The organism is Candidatus Omnitrophota bacterium, from assembly GCA_028699255.1.
Taxonomy (GTDB): domain Bacteria; phylum Omnitrophota; class Gorgyraeia; order 2-01-FULL-45-10; family 2-01-FULL-45-10; genus FEN-1322.
Window position 1 is genome coordinate 106,686 of the sequence record JAQVUX010000006.1, and the last position, 16,881, is coordinate 123,566.

Annotated in this window: 10 protein-coding genes; all 10 read left to right on the top strand. The window is 47.4% G+C overall.

The features are described 5' to 3' along the window. On the top strand, positions 1-1,599 hold the full coding sequence (locus PHS46_06210; GenBank protein MDD3906101.1) for a hypothetical protein: 1,599 nt from the start codon (positions 1-3) through the stop codon (positions 1,597-1,599). Then, a complete protein-coding gene (locus PHS46_06215) occupies positions 1,599-2,420 on the top strand; it encodes a ParA family protein (GenBank protein ID MDD3906102.1) in 822 nt (273 codons plus the stop codon). The genes PHS46_06210 and PHS46_06215 overlap by 1 nt, the downstream gene beginning before the upstream one ends. Beyond that, positions 2,404-2,943 carry a hypothetical protein gene (locus PHS46_06220; GenBank protein ID MDD3906103.1) on the top strand — a complete coding sequence of 180 codons (540 nt, stop codon included), beginning with the start codon at positions 2,404-2,406 and terminating at the stop codon, positions 2,941-2,943. Before PHS46_06215 ends, PHS46_06220 begins: the two co-directional genes overlap by 17 nt. 9 nt (positions 2,944-2,952) lie before the next feature. Continuing rightward, a complete protein-coding gene (locus tag PHS46_06225; GenBank protein ID MDD3906104.1) occupies positions 2,953-5,694 on the top strand; it encodes a tetratricopeptide repeat protein in 2,742 nt (913 codons plus the stop codon). A gap of 63 nt (positions 5,695-5,757) precedes the next feature. Continuing rightward, positions 5,758-6,867, top strand: a complete 1,110-nt coding sequence (locus PHS46_06230; protein MDD3906105.1) for an ROK family protein — start codon at positions 5,758-5,760, stop codon at positions 6,865-6,867. A gap of 18 nt (positions 6,868-6,885) precedes the next feature. Then, positions 6,886-7,242, top strand: coding sequence for a hypothetical protein (locus tag PHS46_06235; protein MDD3906106.1), 357 nt, complete (start codon positions 6,886-6,888; stop codon positions 7,240-7,242). Between the two features lie 12 nt (positions 7,243-7,254). Beyond that, positions 7,255-8,925: a TolC family protein gene (locus tag PHS46_06240; GenBank protein MDD3906107.1), complete on the top strand. Its 1,671-nt coding sequence runs from the start codon at positions 7,255-7,257 to the stop codon at positions 8,923-8,925. Between the two features lie 41 nt (positions 8,926-8,966). Further along, on the top strand, positions 8,967-10,211 hold the full coding sequence (locus PHS46_06245) for an efflux RND transporter periplasmic adaptor subunit (protein ID MDD3906108.1): 1,245 nt from the start codon (positions 8,967-8,969) through the stop codon (positions 10,209-10,211). Positions 10,212-10,220: 9 nt separating this feature from the next. Next, a complete protein-coding gene (locus PHS46_06250; GenBank protein MDD3906109.1) occupies positions 10,221-13,370 on the top strand; it encodes an efflux RND transporter permease subunit in 3,150 nt (1,049 codons plus the stop codon). A gap of 81 nt (positions 13,371-13,451) precedes the next feature. Beyond that, positions 13,452-16,583: an efflux RND transporter permease subunit gene (locus PHS46_06255; protein MDD3906110.1), complete on the top strand. Its 3,132-nt coding sequence runs from the start codon at positions 13,452-13,454 to the stop codon at positions 16,581-16,583. Positions 16,584-16,881: the final 298 nt, after the last annotated feature.

A 16,881-nucleotide genomic window follows, 5' to 3' on the forward strand; every position in this document is an offset into this window, starting at 1 on the left:
ATGGAAATTAGCGAAATAAAACAGAAGATAATGGCAAGGATCGAGGAAGAGAAGTCCAGGTCCTCCGGCAAGAAAAATCCCCTGAACCTGGATGCGCTATCTTCTAAGATGGGGCGCCCAAAAGAAGATCTGCTGAAGCTTTTCAATAAAGACGCCAAGGTCGCCTCGCCGCCACCGGTGAGTGTTAAGAACCCCACCCCTGCCCATCATGAAAAACTGAGCGAGCTTGAAGCCGAAAACATCCGCCTTAAAAAGATACAGGAAGATGCCCGCGCCAAGAGCGACACGCTTTTGAACGAGATAGAAGAAAAAGACAGGGCCATAGTTGAATTGCAGGATAGGCTTAAGAGAGAATCCATAAGCCTTATAAAAGACAGCGAAAAAGAAAAATCCCTCATAAATACAGCGATAGAAAAATCTATCTCCGAATACCGCAATAAACTTACCGCGCTTGAATCCGAAAATAAGTCGCTAAAACAGACCCATGCCGGCGCGCTTCAGAAGAATGAGGGTATATTTCTACAGATATCCCAGAAAGATAAAGAGATCGCCGAGCTTAAAAAGAAGATACAGAGCGACGTCGACGAAATAGATAAGAATAAGAAGCTGAAGCGCTTGCACGAGGATTCCTTAAAACAGAACGACAATCTTTTAATACGTCTCGAAGAAAAAGATGCGGAGATAGTCGGCTTAGAGAAGAAATTGCAGGAGGCGCTCGAGCGTTCCAAAAAGATAAAAGAGCATGAAAAGGCCGTCGAGGAACATCGCGCCGAGCGGGACAAAGCCGCCGCCAATATGGAAAACTTGCGCTCGAAACTCTACGCCGCCACCAAAGAGCTGAAAGAGCAGGCCGGACGGATAGCCCAGATGGAAGATACGCTGAAACACAGGGAGAAGCGCCTTGCCGACAGTGACAAGGTCTATAAAAATCTGGAAAACGAAAAGAACGCGATAGCGCTCAAACTGCAGGCGTCAGAGGAAGCCGCGAGGGGCCTCGAAGATAAAGTAAAGGCCGTGATTGCCGAATTGGAGGCAAAAGAAAAACGCGTCGTCGATGCCGAAAAGAACGCTATTAAAAATATCGAGGCGGCCAGGAAAGAGATGGCTCTGGAGGTGCAGGCGGTCGACAGAAATAAGAAGGCCCTCGAAGGCAAGATCGCCCAGTTGAATATAGAGTTGGAGGCGAAGAACAGGCGGATAGAAGAGACGGAAGGGGCCAACAACGAGCTGGACGCTCTGGCGAAGGAGGCGGCTATTAAACTGCATGCCGCCGAAGACGCTAAAGCCGATCTGGAAGAGAAGATGCGGGAAAACGAAAACGAACTGGTCAATATCGGTAAAAAACACGATACCGAAAATGCGGCCGCCGAAGATAAAATTGCCGGCATGAACTCCGAGATAGAATCGCTCAAGACTGTTATAAAGGACAAGGAGAATGCGGAAGAGGAGCTTAGGGAAAATATCACGCGCCTCGAAACGGAAATAGAAGCCCGTGATAAAAAGATACAGACGGACGTAAAATACTGCGAAGATGTAGTCAGGGAAGTTAACGATCTCAGACAGAAGATAAAGGCATATCGCCTTAAATCAGTGAAATAGTGACGACACCTATAGCTATAAAGCAGTTGTTCCTTAATTACAAAGGCGGTACGGGGAAGACGAGTATATCCTCCGCGTACGGTTATTGCCTGGCGGGCATGGGCAAGCGCGTCCTTATGGTGGATCTCGACGCCCAGGCGCACCTGACGGCATGTTTAAACCATAATGATGCGGCGCGTCCGGATAAAAGTTTATATAGCATTATGATAAACGGCGGCAATGTCTCCGATATCATAAGGCCTACATCGCTTCCTTCCATGCACGTTATCCCGTCGTCGCTCTCGCTGTCCGCAATGGAAGTGCCATTGTTTAAAATGCACCTGAGGGAATTTCGCCTGCGCCAGGTGCTCAAGCCCGTAGAAAAAGATTACGACTACATTATTATAGACTCCGCGCCGAATATAAACCTCCTGGGCCTTAACGCCATCCTTGCTTCCGACGAAATATTAATACCGCTCTTGGCCGATTTCCTTTCATTCCATGGCTTGAAGTTGCTTATGGAAACGCTTGCCTCTATCGAGACAGATTTCGGATTTTATCTGAGGAATATAAACATATTCCTGAACCGCTTCAACGCGCAGTACCCTATATGCTCCGAATGTAAAGAAGCGGTGCATAAATTCTATCCGGAATACGCGCTGGAGACGGTTATACGAGAATCGCACGAGATAATAGACGCTTCAAGCACGGGCAAATCGATATTCGAGCTTTACCCGGAATCAAAAGTGGCCTCGGATATAATGAGCCTGGTACTGGAAGTAAACGATGAGAAGCTCGGGGATGCCCCAAACCGGAGAATTAAATATGAAGAAAAAGTTTGAAGACAATGTAGCGGCCGATATACCGAAGACAAAATTGCACGAGCCGAACCTGCCGTGGAAATTGACCGAAGACGAAGTCGGGCAGATATCCCCCGGTAACGAAGAGTTCAAAGATGCTATAAGCGGCACGCCGCCGCTTAAGACACGCGCGCCATTTTTGATACTTCTGGTCGTGGGCATATTCGGCATCACCACATATATGATATCGAGCGGCATTGTGGAAAATGGGAAGATACACGACAATATGTCTAAGGCCCAGGCCGAGCTTTCCGCCGCGCAGTTGAACCTGGTAAAGACGGTTGCCGAAAAGGACGCCATAAATAAAAATTCTGCCCAGCTTGAAAAAAAAGTCAGTGATCTGATGGCGCAGAAGAAGCTTTTCGCGAATGTCATAGAAACTCTTACGAGGAAGGGCGAGGACATCGATGCGATCCCGTCCGCGCCGGTACTTACGATGACACAGCCGGTTAATGCTTCTTCCGATAATACCGCTGTAGATTCACGGACAGCGCAAAACAGATAGGGCGGGTGTATGTTAAAACCTATGCCGAAGATTTTTATAAGAAGTGTGGTTATATTATCGGTATCGGTATTTGCTGTATCTTTTGCCTGTGCCCAGGAAAGCTCATTCTATCAGCTTAATCAGAAATCCGCCGAATTCGCACGCCAGGGCAGATACGACGAATCTCTCCAATTTGCCAGGCAGGCCATTGAAACGGCAAAGAAGGAATTTGGCCCGTATCATGACAATGTAGCCATGGCGCTTAATACTCTCGCGGCCATATATACTTCCCAGGGAAAATATTCTAAAGCGGAAAAGGCTCTAAAAAGAGTCCTCGCTATAAGGACGCTCGCCGTAGGGGATACGGTAGTGAGCAAAAATTATTCCGATATTGCCACGGCTATGCGCAACCTGGCTAAACTTTACGCGGAGGCGGGCAAATATACTCGCGCCGAGAAATTTATAAAACGCGCCATAAAGATGGATATCAAAGCCGCAGGGGAAAATTACCCACAGCGTCAGGCGGACCTGAAATTTTTAATAGGCGTGTGCGAGACGCAGGGGCGGGCCGCGGACGCGCGGGACGCGTATAAACTGCTTCTCGATAATTATGAAACTTCCGGTGCGGCCGACAATCCATCAACGGCAATTGCGGCGAACAATCTCGCAAACATATACCTGGTAGAAAAGAAATACGCGGAAGCTGAAATGTTGCTCAAACGCGCTCTCGCGATAAACGAAAAGATGCTCGCTCCGGATGACGCGGGTGTAGCCGTATCTTTGAATAACCTTGCCGCCGTGTATATCAGCGAGCTCAAATATGCAGAGGCGGAGACTCTTTTATTAAGATCGCTGGCGATATCCGAGAAAATATATGGGAAGGAATCCCCGGAGATAATAAGCGGACTAAATAATCTTGCCACCGTCTATTCATGCCTGAAGAAGAACGCCGAAGCCGAAGCGCTTTATAAAAGGGTGGTGGAAATAAGCGAAACCTCGCCTAAGATGAACAGGGAAGAGCTTGCCAAGGCGTTGAATAATCTCGCGGCTATATATTCTTACGGAAAACGGTACGCAGAAACAGAACCGATTCTTAAAAAAGAACTTGAGCTTAATGAAAGCCTGCATGGAGCCAATGATCTGTCGGTGGCGATATCGCTTAATAATCTCGCGGCCGCTTATCTTTTTCAGGCTAAGATAGATATGTCCGAGCCTGCTTTCAAGCGCGCTCTCGCGATAGGCGAAAGATGCATTGCTGAAAATCCATCAATAGCCGCGGCGTCGTATGCGGGACTCGGCAAGATATACGAATCACAGGGCAAATATTCCGAGGCTGAAGGTTTCTACGTAAAGATGGTAGAGCTCTACAATAAGACTTTCGATAAATATTCGCCGGAAATAGCCTCAGCCTCCAGCGATCTTGCCAGGATATACATGGCGCAGAAGAAATACTCCGAAGCTGAAGAATTGCTCAAACGTTGCCTGGAGATAAACGAGCATAATCTCGGGGCGGATCATCATACGGTAGCCGTATCCTTGAATAATCTTGCCGCCGCGTATAGCAATGAAGGTAAATATTCGGAATCCGAGCCTCTCTTGATAAGAGCCCTGGAGATCGACGAGAAAGCGCTTGGACAGGATTCTCCGGAGATAGTCACCGGCCTGAATAATCTCGCCACAGTGTATTCGTATCAGAATAAATATCCGGAAGCGGAGGCTCTTTACAAAAGGGCGCTTCTCATAAACGAGAAGGCTTATGGGCCCGACAGCGCGGAATTGGCCGGCTGGCTTAACAGGGTAGCGACGGCTTATTCCTACCAAAAAAAATATACTCACGCTATAAGCGCGTTAAAGCGCGCGATAGAGATAAATGAAAAGAATTTTGGACCAGATAACCGCGCCGCCGCAGTTTATCTTAATAATCTCGCCGCCACCTACTGCAATTGTGGTAAATATCCGGAAGCGGAGCCGCTTATATTGAAGGCGCTTGCTATTGACAGGGCTTCTTGCGGTGAAGATTCGATCGAAGTTTCCTCCGATTTAAATAACCTGGCTACAGTTTATTCGAACGAGGGTAAATATCAGGAGGCCGAAGGCGTCCTGATCGGCGCGTTGGACATGGATGAAAGAGTGTTTGGCATAATGCATTCGGAAACGATGACGACACTCAGGAACCTGGTGAATCTATACGAATCCCAGGGCAAATATTCCGAGGCTGAAGGTTTCTACGTAAAGATGGTAGAGCTCTACAATAAGACGTTCGATAAATATTCGCCGGAAATAGCCTCAGCCTCCAGCGATCTTGCCAGGATATACATGGCGCAGAAGAAATACTCCGAAGCCGAAGAATTGCTCAAACGTTGCCTGGAGATAAACGAGCATAATCTCGGGGCGGATCATCATACGTTAGCCGTATCCTTGAATAATCTCGCCGCCGCGTACAGTAATGAAGGTAAATATTCGGAATCCGAGCCTCTCTTGATAAGAGCCCTGGAGATCGACGAGAAAGCGCTTGGACAGGATTCTCCGGAGATAGTCACCGGCCTGAATAATCTCGCCACAGTGTATTCGTATCAGAATAAATATCCGGAAGCGGAGGCTCTTTACAAAAGGGCGCTTCTGATAAGCGAGAAGGCTTATGGGCCCGACAGCGCGGAACTCGTGGGGACATTGACCAACATGTCAATTTTATATGAAAAGACCGCACGTGGTGAAGAAGCCAGGGCTTTTGAGGAACGCGCCAGAAGTATATACGAAAAGCGGCGTGGATAGATTTGACTTTTGTATGGTTATAAGGTATACTGGAAAAAGTTAGTTACTAACCTGGTTAAGAAAATGAAAAAATTAAAAAAATATCAATTTAGTTTTCAGGAACTTTCAGATAAGGATATCAAAAGCCTTAAAATACTGGAGCTTATAACCAGGAAGGGCGTGATCTCCCGTACGGAGATATCCAAAGCCACAGGTATAAATATAGTTTCGACATCTAATTATATTAAAGAATATATAGCTGATAAACTCGTCCTGGAAAAGGGTTTTGATGTATCGACCGGTGGCAGGAAACCGGAGCTCATAGAACTGGATAAGTCCGACAACCGTGTGATTGGCGCGCATATAGCCCAGGAATATATTTACATTACGCTGACCAATATGGGGTTGGATATTATAGAGAAAATTCGGATACCGCGGCCTAATGGAAAAATAAAAGATGCCATCGAGCCGATGTGTAAAACTATAGAAGAAATGGCGCGAAAAGCGGGATTGGCCGCCGGCGGCATAAAAGCCGTAGGATTAGGGGTAAAGATTCCTGCGGGTGATCACGGGGTGATAGGTAAAAAGATCGAAGATATTCTCGGTATCGAGACGTTTGTCGGAGACGAGCCTCTATGCGCGGCCTTTGCCGAGAAGACGCTGAACAAGGATGCTCTTGCCGGCGATATTCTCTATATATATTCCGATGCGGGCAACGCTGTAGTTGTCAAAAACGATGGCAGTATAGTTTCGCGTAGTGAATCAAAATATCTTGGCCCCTGGAGCGACGAATTCGGCATACTGCGCCTTGCTAAATACGACGTTGCCAGAGGCGTAGGAACATCCATGGTAGAGCTTGCCCATGGCAGGATCGATAATATGTCCATCAGGACGGTGATAGATGCCGCCGCCGGTAGAGATGAGGTCGCCTTAAGCATTATGCGTTCCGTCGGCATGATATTAGGACTGCGTATCGCTTACTTAGTCAACATCTTCGGCCCAAAGACGGTTGTGATCGGCGGAGGGTTTGAGGCGGCCGGAGACCTTATTCTCGAGCCGATAAAAAAGATGATCGGAAAATTAGCGCTCAAAAATTATTCTGGTACAACGGTTATGCCGGGGATGTTTAGCGAGGATGCCGTGAGCATAGGCGCGGCAACGCTTGCGGCCCGGGAGATTTTTCTTGAGGCCTAAACATAGAGAGGTATGCTTATGACAGAAGAAAAAAGTTGCCGTATATGCGGTAAGCCGTTCCTTCCCAATAAATATCGTCCGAACCAGACGATATGTTCCTCTCTTGAGTGCCAGTACCAGCGCCAGCTTGAAAATATGAAGAAATGGCGCGATAGAAATCCGCATTATTTCAAATATAAAGAGACCCGGGATTCTTCCTGGAAGGAGACATGCCGCCAGCGTTCGCTCGATTGGCGCAAGAAACACCAGGAATATCTTAAACTTTATCGGGAAGAGCACCGTCAGCGCCATCGCGAGTACATGAGAGACTACATGAGGGAATATAGAAAACAGAATGGCTTGGCGGAAAAGAATATCCAGGATAGCAGTAAATAATAAGGAAATCTTTTGAATACAAATAAAGCTGTGTTTCTTTTCGGAATGTTATTTTTTTTCCTTGCCATGTTTGGGGTAGGGGAAAGTCATGTTTTTGCCGCCACGACCTCAGGTGAGCCGGTAAAAGAGCTACAGCCGGCGGTAAAAAATGTAAACAGCGAAGTCGTTCCGAATGAGAAACGGATGACGCTTAATATCGACCGAGGCAACTCAGCCGGCGAGAAAAAATTTACTATAGGTATGACCCCTCCCGCAAGCATGATGGCCAGCAAGAAAGGCTCTCCCTCCGATCCCGGCACCGGCGTTGTGCGTGGCCTTAAAAGCAAAAGGCCGATCGGCGGCATATATAACCTGCAAGAGTGTATAGATATCGCGGTGAACAATCACTTGCCTTTACAAATAGCGAAGAAGAGCGTCAGGCTTGCCGAGATGCGCCTCTTTGAAGCGCGTCGTAATCTGTTACCTTCGGCATCGATCGATTATCAGGAATACCACGGTAGGATAAGCGGGCAGGCATATGTCGGCCGCAAACAGATATTAGAAGGGCAACAGCCGATATTCCGCGGCGGTGAACTATTCTATACCATGAAGCAATCCGAAGTGAACCTGGCTATAACAAAAAATGATTATGGCAGAATACGCAACGACCTTGTGCTTCAGATCAAAAAAGCCTATTACACACTGGCTAAAGCAAAAGGTAATATGCGGATGCAGGAGGATCTGGCAAAAGAGGTTGAGAGGATCCTCGGTATGGTTACCAGGCAAGCCGAAGCGGGAATAATTTCAAAAATTGAGGTTTTGAATGTTTCATCCCAGGCCAGCCAGGCGAAGTACCAGCTCGCCTCAGCCGAAGGAGATCTCTCTATAGCGCGTCTCATTCTTAAACAGGCTATGAATGTGGATCCTAAAGAAGAAGTGGATGTTAAAGAGATTGCGGAATTTAAAAAAGTCGAAGTGGATTACGAAAAGGCGCTCAGCATAGCCACGGTGAACCGTCCGGAAATGAAGATAAACTCCATGATGATAGAGTACTATAATTATGGCAAAGGCATAGCTAAAGCGAAGTTCTGGCCGAAAGTGGATCTTCTGGGTTCATGGGGGCTGGCAAAGGAAGAGATAGCGCCCGACGATGTCGATACGTCCAATGCTAACGATGCCGACCAGAAACTTGGACAGCAATGGTACGCGGGTTTAAAAGTCGGAGTTCCCCTCTGGGGTTCATCCGGAGAATGGTCGCTGACGAAAGAGCAGTGGGTGCCTGTAGTCAGTACGTACCACGGCACATCAGCTACCACGATGGATATGAAATTAAAGATATTGGATAAGCTCGATTCGTACTCAGAAAAGCAACTATCGGAAATAGATTTTGACAAGGCCAGGCAGGAATTCAATAAGATAAGACAGGATGTGACCCTCGAGGTTAGCGAAGGATGTTTTAATTACCAGAAAGCCGTGATCCAGGCGGATACGGCGGCGAATAAAGTGAAATATCAGTCGAGCGACCTGGAATTAGTTAAACTCAAGCGCGCGCTTGACGAGGCCCAGGACTCGAATGTAATAGAGAGCATGATAAGGCTGGCGCAGGAAAAATTCGGATACTTGCAGGCGCTGGCGGATTGCCACATAACTATCGCCGGGATAAATAAGGCTATAGGCGTGGAAGACTATTACAAAGACGAATAAGGTATAGATAACCGGATTTCGAAGAACTTAAGGAGATGAAGATGGAAAATCCTGGCGACAAGCTTACAATGGATATTGAACCAAAAAAGAAGGGTTCGAAGAAGCGGCTGATAGTAATATTACTCGTCGTGGTTGTAGGTGTTATAGTCCTGGCGCGCATGGGCGCGAATATTCAGAACGCGCTTTTTAAAAAGAAGACTCCGGCCGGGAAATCCGCCGCTATAAAATTTGAAGAGGAAGCGACTCCTGTAAAGGCGTTCAAGACGAAGAAGACGGAGTTTAAAGATACACTGCCGGCCATAGGCAGTGTCAAAGGCTTTAAAGAGATAGAGCTTAAGTTCCAGGTGGCCGGGATCATAGAGAGTTTCAATTTTGAGGAAGGCGAGAAAATACAGGAAGGCGATATCATAGCCAGCCTTGTGCAGAAGGACGCTCTTTTAAAACTGAAGTACGCGGAGATAGAGCTTAGTAAGAACCAGAAATTATTCGATATCGGCGCGATAAATCCCATCAAACTTGAGCAGGGAAAACTTGAATACGAATCCGCTAAATCGGAACTTGATAAAACCAATATATATGCCATTTCGAACGGGCTTTTGGGTTCCAGGATAATAGATGCCGGCAGTTATGTTACTCCGAACGATAGAGTAGGCATTTTTGTCGATATAGATAAAGTGTACGCCGAATTCAGTATAATAGAAAAGGACGTACCGAAAGTGTCTCTGGGCCAGAAGGCGGAGGTGTTTGCTGACGCGTACCCGGCCAAGGTTTTTAATGGTTCCGTTGACAGGATATCCCCAATAATAGAGGGGAGGAGCCGCACTGAAAACATAAAGATAGAGCTCGATAACAAGGATGGCTTCCTGCGGCCCGGCATGTTCGTTCGCGCCCAGATAGCGACTTATGACAAGAAAGATGTGATAGTGGTGCCTTCGTCCGGATTAAAGAAGAAAGACAATGATTACTTTGTGTATGTCGTACAGAAGGAAGAGCCGAAGCCCGTCGAGGCCGCGCCGGCGCCGAAGGTAAAATCGCAGAAACAGGTATGGCCTTTCGGTAAGAAGAAAGAAGCCGCGAAGGAAGAAGCAAGGCCGGCTGTCCCCGAAAAAGCGCCGGAGTTAGGCCTTGTCGAAATAAGAAAAGTCAAACCCGGATATATGACTCAGGACTTAGTAGAGATAGACGAGGGATTGAACGAAGACGAGATAATAATCATAGAGATACAGGAAGAGTTTAAGGATAAGTCTAAAGTAGAGATTTCCGAGATGCAGGAAGGACTGATTTAAGGCGGTATAATGAATTTAGCGAAATTTTCGGTAGAGCGCCCGGTAACGATCATGATGGTCGTTGCCGGAATAATAATATTCGGCATCGTTTCCCTGAGCCTGCTTCCTCAGGAACTTTTGCCGCAGATCGTCTATCCGCAGTTGACGGTAGTTACCCCATATGAAAATGCTGCACCCGAAGAGATAGAGACCCTAATAACAAAACCGATAGAAGAAGCTATCGGTACCGTAGCCGGTGTAAAGAGGATCACATCCATATCCAAGGAAGGGCTGTCGCTGGTAATAGCGGAATTCGGCTGGAACCAGAATATTAATTTCGCCGCACTCGGCATGCGCGAAAAGATAGACCTTATAAAAGAACGCCTTCCAAGAGAAGCCGAAGAGCCGATAGTCCTGCCGTATAACCCGTTTGATAAGCCCATCCTCATATTAAGTATAACAAGTTCCAGGGCCGACCGCTCGCCGCTTGTTTTGCGTGAATTGACCAGAAGGATGATAAAGGACGAGGTTGAGAAAGTCGAGGGCGTGGCATCGGCGACCATTTCCGGCGGATTGGAGCGGGAAATAGAGGTCGAGATAAACCGCGATAAGCTCGAATCCAGGCGCATACCCATTACAGATGTGTCAAAAGCGATATCGAGCTCAAACTTAAACTATCCTGCCGGTACGATAAAGGAGAGTTTCTACGAATATCTTATAAGAACGCTGGGCGAATTCGAACACGTTCGCGATATCGGTAACGTCGCCATCGGTTCGAGCTCTCCCGAAGACAACGAGCCTTATGCGTATCGAGGCGCCGAAGCTTCCCGCGAGAAAGGCGTTGTAGCGAAAGATAAACGGCTTATATATTTAAAAGACGTTGCGCAGATAATCGACGACGTGAAAGAGAGGACCAGCTTCTCTCGTTTTAACGGCAAAGAGAATATTTCCATCGCCATCCAGAAACAGGCGCTGGGCAATACCGTAAAGACGATCGACCGTGTCAAAGCCAAGATCCGTGAACTTAAAAGCGATCTTCCAAAAGACATGGCGATAGCGATTGTTTATGACCAATCGATATTTATCAAAGATTCCATCATAGGTGTGTGGGATGCCGCCTGGCAGGGCGGCGTACTCGTCTTCGCGATACTTTTCTTCTTCCTGCGGAACCTTTACAGCGCTTTTATCGTTACGCTCATGATACCGATATCCGTCATGGCGACATTCGTACTCATGTTCTTCACGGGCATATCCATAAACATGATGTCGCTTTTTGGTCTTGCTTTCGGTATCGGGCACTTAGTCGATACCGCTATTGTCGTCATGGAAAACATATTCCGCCATATGCAGGCAGGCGAAGATAAAAAAGAGGCGGCCGTAGTAGGTACCAACGAAGTCTTTATCGCCGTGACGGGCTCGATACTCACCAACGTCGTTGTGTTTCTGCCTCTCGTTTTTGTCGTCGGTGTATTCGGCCAGATAGTGCGTGACCTGGCCATGACGCTGACCTTCGCGCTCTTAGCTTCGCTTTTAGCGTCCATGACGCTGGTTCCTCTTCTTGCTTCGAGAGGCATAAGCGTAGGCAAAACTCACTCTGTGTCGGAGTCCGGCGTCGGCAGGTTCTACAGTTCCATACTCGATAGATTTATAAGATCGAAAGCGAGATATCTTCTTATTACATTTATAGTATTCATGGTATCGCTCGTCTTGTTCTCATTTTTGGATAAAGAGCTCATGCCTAAGGTCGACCAGGGGCAATTTACGATAAAAGTGAATATGCCGGCAGGTACGCGGCTCGGTACGACGAACACCGTGACGGAACGCATCGAAAAATTATTACTCTCCATTCCCGAGGTGGAAACGATAAACGTAACGGTAGGTTCGACAAAAGAGTCGACGACGCGCAGTATTATCGAGCGGCTCAATTATAATCAGGCGGAGATAGTCGTTACATTAAAGAAGAAGCGTAAACTTAAATCCTCCGCGGTTGTGCAGATAATAAAGAATAAGCTCGCCACCATAAATTTGGACGCCGCGCGCATAGAGTACATTCTGCAGGAGAACGTTTTCGCTTCGGGTATGGCCACCTCCGCGCCGGTTACGGTAGAATTGAAAGGCAACGACCTCAAAACGCTGGAGAAGCTGACGCGCGAAGTCGAAGCCGGCCTGAGTACGACTAAAGGAATATACGGTATAAAGGATGATCTGTCCGAGCCCTCTCCGGAAGTGAAAGTTTATATCGATAAAGACAAGGCGGCCCTCTACGGACTTTCCGTAACAGATATCGCCCAGACATCCCTTATCGGGCTTAAAGGGTATGTCGCGAGTAAATTAAAAGAGAAGGGCGAAGAGTTTGATATAAGAGTGCGCCTGAGAGAAAAAGACCGCGATGATTTCAATAAGCTGGCAAACCTGAATATACAATCCCCCTCGGGGGTGAAAGTGCAGTTAGGTAGTGTGGCAACTTTCGGTAAAGGTAAAGGGCCGAGCGAAATACGCAGGATAAACCAGGAGAGGGTCATCTCCGTTTACGCGAATATTTACGATCGGCCGCTTAAAGACATAACCTCCGATGTTACGACCATGATAAACCGTCTCGACATACCCAGGAATTATTTCGTGAAACTTACCGGCGAGTCGGAAGAGATGAAGGCTTCCTTCGAAAGCATAAGGAACGCCATAATAGCGGCGTTCCTGCTCGTGTACATGATAATGGCCGCGCTCTTCGAATCGCTCTGGCAACCTTTCATAATAATGTTCACGATCCCGCTCTCGGTAATAGGCGTGGCGTGGGCGCTATTTTTCACCGGTACAAGTATAAACGCTTATGTGCTTATAGGTTTTGCCATGCTCGGAGGTATAGTAACGAATAACGCCATAGTGCTTATCGACTGCATAAACCTTTTCCTTGCCAAAGGCATGAATCTTCTGGAAGCGGTTGTGGGCGCTACTAAAGTCAGGTTGAGGCCGATCCTTATGACGGCACTTACGACGATACTCGGCCTTGTCCCGATGGCGTTTCTGGGTGGGGAAGGAGCAGAACTTCGCCGGCCGATGGCGATAACGGCGATAGGCGGGCTTATCGTCGCCACGTTCCTTACGCTGAACGTTATACCCACTCTCTATCTTGCGTTTGTCGATACGGTAAAACGTATATTTAAACATAAAGTGCATAAATAAAGCGGAGATATCCGCGTATAGATTATCAAAGTCAACCACAGGCCAACCTGCGTGGTTGATCGCGTAATATAAGGGATTCCGATGAGCCTTCCTACCTTTTCGATAAAAAAACCCATCACGATGCTGGTCATCTATATCATGCTCGTTATGTCGGGCATAGTTTCCCTGGCCCAGCTACCGGTAGAACTGTATCCCAACATAAGTTTCGGCGAGATAAGCATAATAATAGAAGTGCGCGGAGGAATACCTCCCACGGAAGTCGAGGCGCTCGTCTCAAAGCCCGTCGAGGAGGCCGTCGGCAGTGTCAGCCATCTCGAGGAGATGATGTCGATATCGAAAGAGGGCGAGTCGACGGTGGTTTTGAGTTTTGAACCGGGCATAAACATGGAATTCGCGGCTCTCGATGTCAGGGAGAAGTTCGCCAGGGTTAAGAATAAATTACCCAAAGAGATAGAGAAGCCGATCATAGCTCAGTTCAAACGCTCCGATGTGCCGATAGTCATACTTGCCGTTACCTCCTTACGCAGGACGACGGAAGAGATACGCAAGATAGTCGACGAGAACGTGCGCGAGGCGATAAAGCGCATAAGCGGGGTGGCAGACGCCGAAGTTGCCGGCGGCAGGGAGCGGAAGATATTGATAGAGGCCGACCAGAGGAAGATGGCCGCCTGTAATCTGTCGCTCGAGCGGCTGATATCAGCTGTAGGCCAGAATAACCTTAATTTACTCTCCGGGGATATAAACAAGGGTAACAATAAATATATTATAAGAACGATAGGTCTGTATACGACCGTCGACGATGTAAAGAATATACCGGTATCTGCCATGCCCGACGGCACTATGATCCGGTTGAAAGACGTCGCGACAGTCCTCGATTCTTATCTCGAGCCGTCCGGATACGCGAGAGTCAACATCCGTCCTGTAGTCTCGATATATGTGCAAAAAGAGTCGACGGCAAATACCATAAAGGTAGCGGCCCAGATAGAGAAAGAGGTCGAAAGACTCAAAACGGTTCTCCCGAAGGACATACAGATAGTCGTAACTTCCAACCAGGCTAATTTTATAAAAAGCGCGATAGATAATTTAAAAGACGCGCTTATAAAAGGCGCCGCGCTCGTTATGCTCGTCTTAACGATATTCTTAATCCGCCTCGATAAAAAATTCATGATGATAGTGCTGGCCATCCTGGTGTCGGTGGTATTGATGCCGCCGTTCCTTTTACTGCCGCTGGTAATTATAATGAGCATTGCCTTTGTCTCGATTGCCAGGATACGTTCCGTCGCTATCGTATCTTCCGCCATACCTATATCCGTCATAATAACATTCACTCTCATGTACGCGATGAAGCTGACCTTGAATTTCATGACGCTATTCGGCCTTGCCTTAGGCGTCGGTATGCTCGTCGACAACGCCATAGTCGTTTTTGAAAACATCGTCCATAAACACGAGAAAGGCATTGAAGGTATCCCGGCCGCGATAGAAGGCACCGAAGAGGTATGGGTGGCGATATTGGCCGGTACACTTACGCATATATGCGTATTCCTTCCAATGGTCTTCGTCGGCCAGGAGATAAAACTCCTGTACGGAGGAGTGGCATGGACGGTCGTCTTCTCGCTCCTCATATCGCTTTTTGTCGCGATAACCGTAGTGCCGCTTCTCGTTTCCCGCTCGAAGATACAGCTCGAGAAGGTTACTTTCCTGGACAATGTTTATCGCCTACAGAGAAAATGGGTCGTAAAATTCATGCGGTACAGATACAGGGTCATGCTTTTCGCGCTTATCCTTTTCCTCGGATCGCTCTTTTTCTTTACACGGCTCGGCATGGAGTTTTTGGGCACTACGGAGCAGAATAAGTTCACGGCATTCATCGAACTGCCAACCGGCACGAAATTAGACGTAACCGATACCATAGTAAAAAAAGTCGAAGCGCTTATAAAAGAGATACCGGAGGTCAAGACTTTCTCGTCGAGAGTTGAACCGTGGTCGAGCAAGGTATATGTGGAACTGGTAAGCCTGATGCAGAGGAAGCGCTCCGTCGGCGAGGTTATCGAGAGCCTGCGGCCCAAGGTCGAGAGGATACGCCCGGCGTTCATATATTTTGAGGAAGAGCAGGAGGTTGGCACAAAAGAAGTCGTTATCGAGCTTTTCGGCTATGATTACGCAAAATTAAGAGAGATAGCCATCTCCATAGCGACGCGGCTGGGCACAATAAAAGGATTTACTGACACAAAGATAAGGATGAGAGAAGGCCGCCCCGAGTTAGGGCTCAAAGTCGACAGGACGAGGGCGAGTTTATTCGATATGACGGTTTCCGAGGTGGCCGATTCTGTCCACGCTCAGATGAGGGGCTTGCGGGCCACGTTATTCCATACCTCCTCGAGCGAAGTCGAAACGATAGCGCGCCTCGACGAGAAATACAGGAAGACGTTCAAAGACGTGCATAAGCTTATATTGATGAATAAAAACGACGATAGCATATATTTAGAACAAATGACGGATTTTAAATATGGCCTGGGTCCAAGCGAGATATGGCGGAAGAACAAGACGCGGGTCATACAGGTAAGCGCTAATATCGGTAAATTGCCTTTGAGTAAAGCGGCTGAAATGACCAAAAAGGCACTCGCAGATCTGCGGCTTCCCGAGGGTTATTACTGGCGCCTGGGCGGCAATTATCCTACAATGGTGGCCACGCAAAAACAGGTTTGGCCGATATTGATCCTTACGGTACTTTTGATATACCTTGTGCTGGCCTCGCTTTTCGAGTCGTATCATCAGCCGCTTATAATAATGCTGGCCGTGCCGTTAGCGCTCGTTGGAGTCGTGTTGTCGCTGTATCTTACGGGAAAGTCCGTCGGAATGGGCGTCTTTGTCGGTATGATAATGCTGGGCGGCATAGTCGTAAATAACTCGATACTTTTGATAGACCACGCCAATAATCTTCGCCGGCAGAATATAAATCACGTCAAAGCCATAATACTTGCTTCCCGCGACAGGCTTCGGCCCATACTCATGACCACATCGACGACGCTTTTAGGGCTTCTGCCGATGGCGATCAGCACACAGGAAGGATCGAACTTGTGGAGCCCGCTCGCTATAACAGTCATGGGAGGGCTGACATCCTCTACTATACTTACACTTCTTATAGTCCCCAATGCTTATATCATATCCGAAGATATAAGAGTCTGGATAGCCGCCAAATTGAAGAAAAAGTAACCGTTTACATAATTCCCTCTCCAAGGCAACCTATAGCGATAATCTATTCAAGCCTGAATGCAGGATTATGCCATTTTTAACCGCATAGCGGCCAATTAAAAAATGTTTTTAAAGGTAACAAAAAACACATTCATAACTATTTAAAACATAAAGAGTTATGAATACATTAGTATTTAAAAAAGCCAGCCATTACCTATTGACAACATACTATTGTATGATATAATATATACGTAAGACGTTTAAAAAGGTAGATTTAACAGGATAGCGGTATTAGCTTTTAAAAAGGGGTAATCTCAAA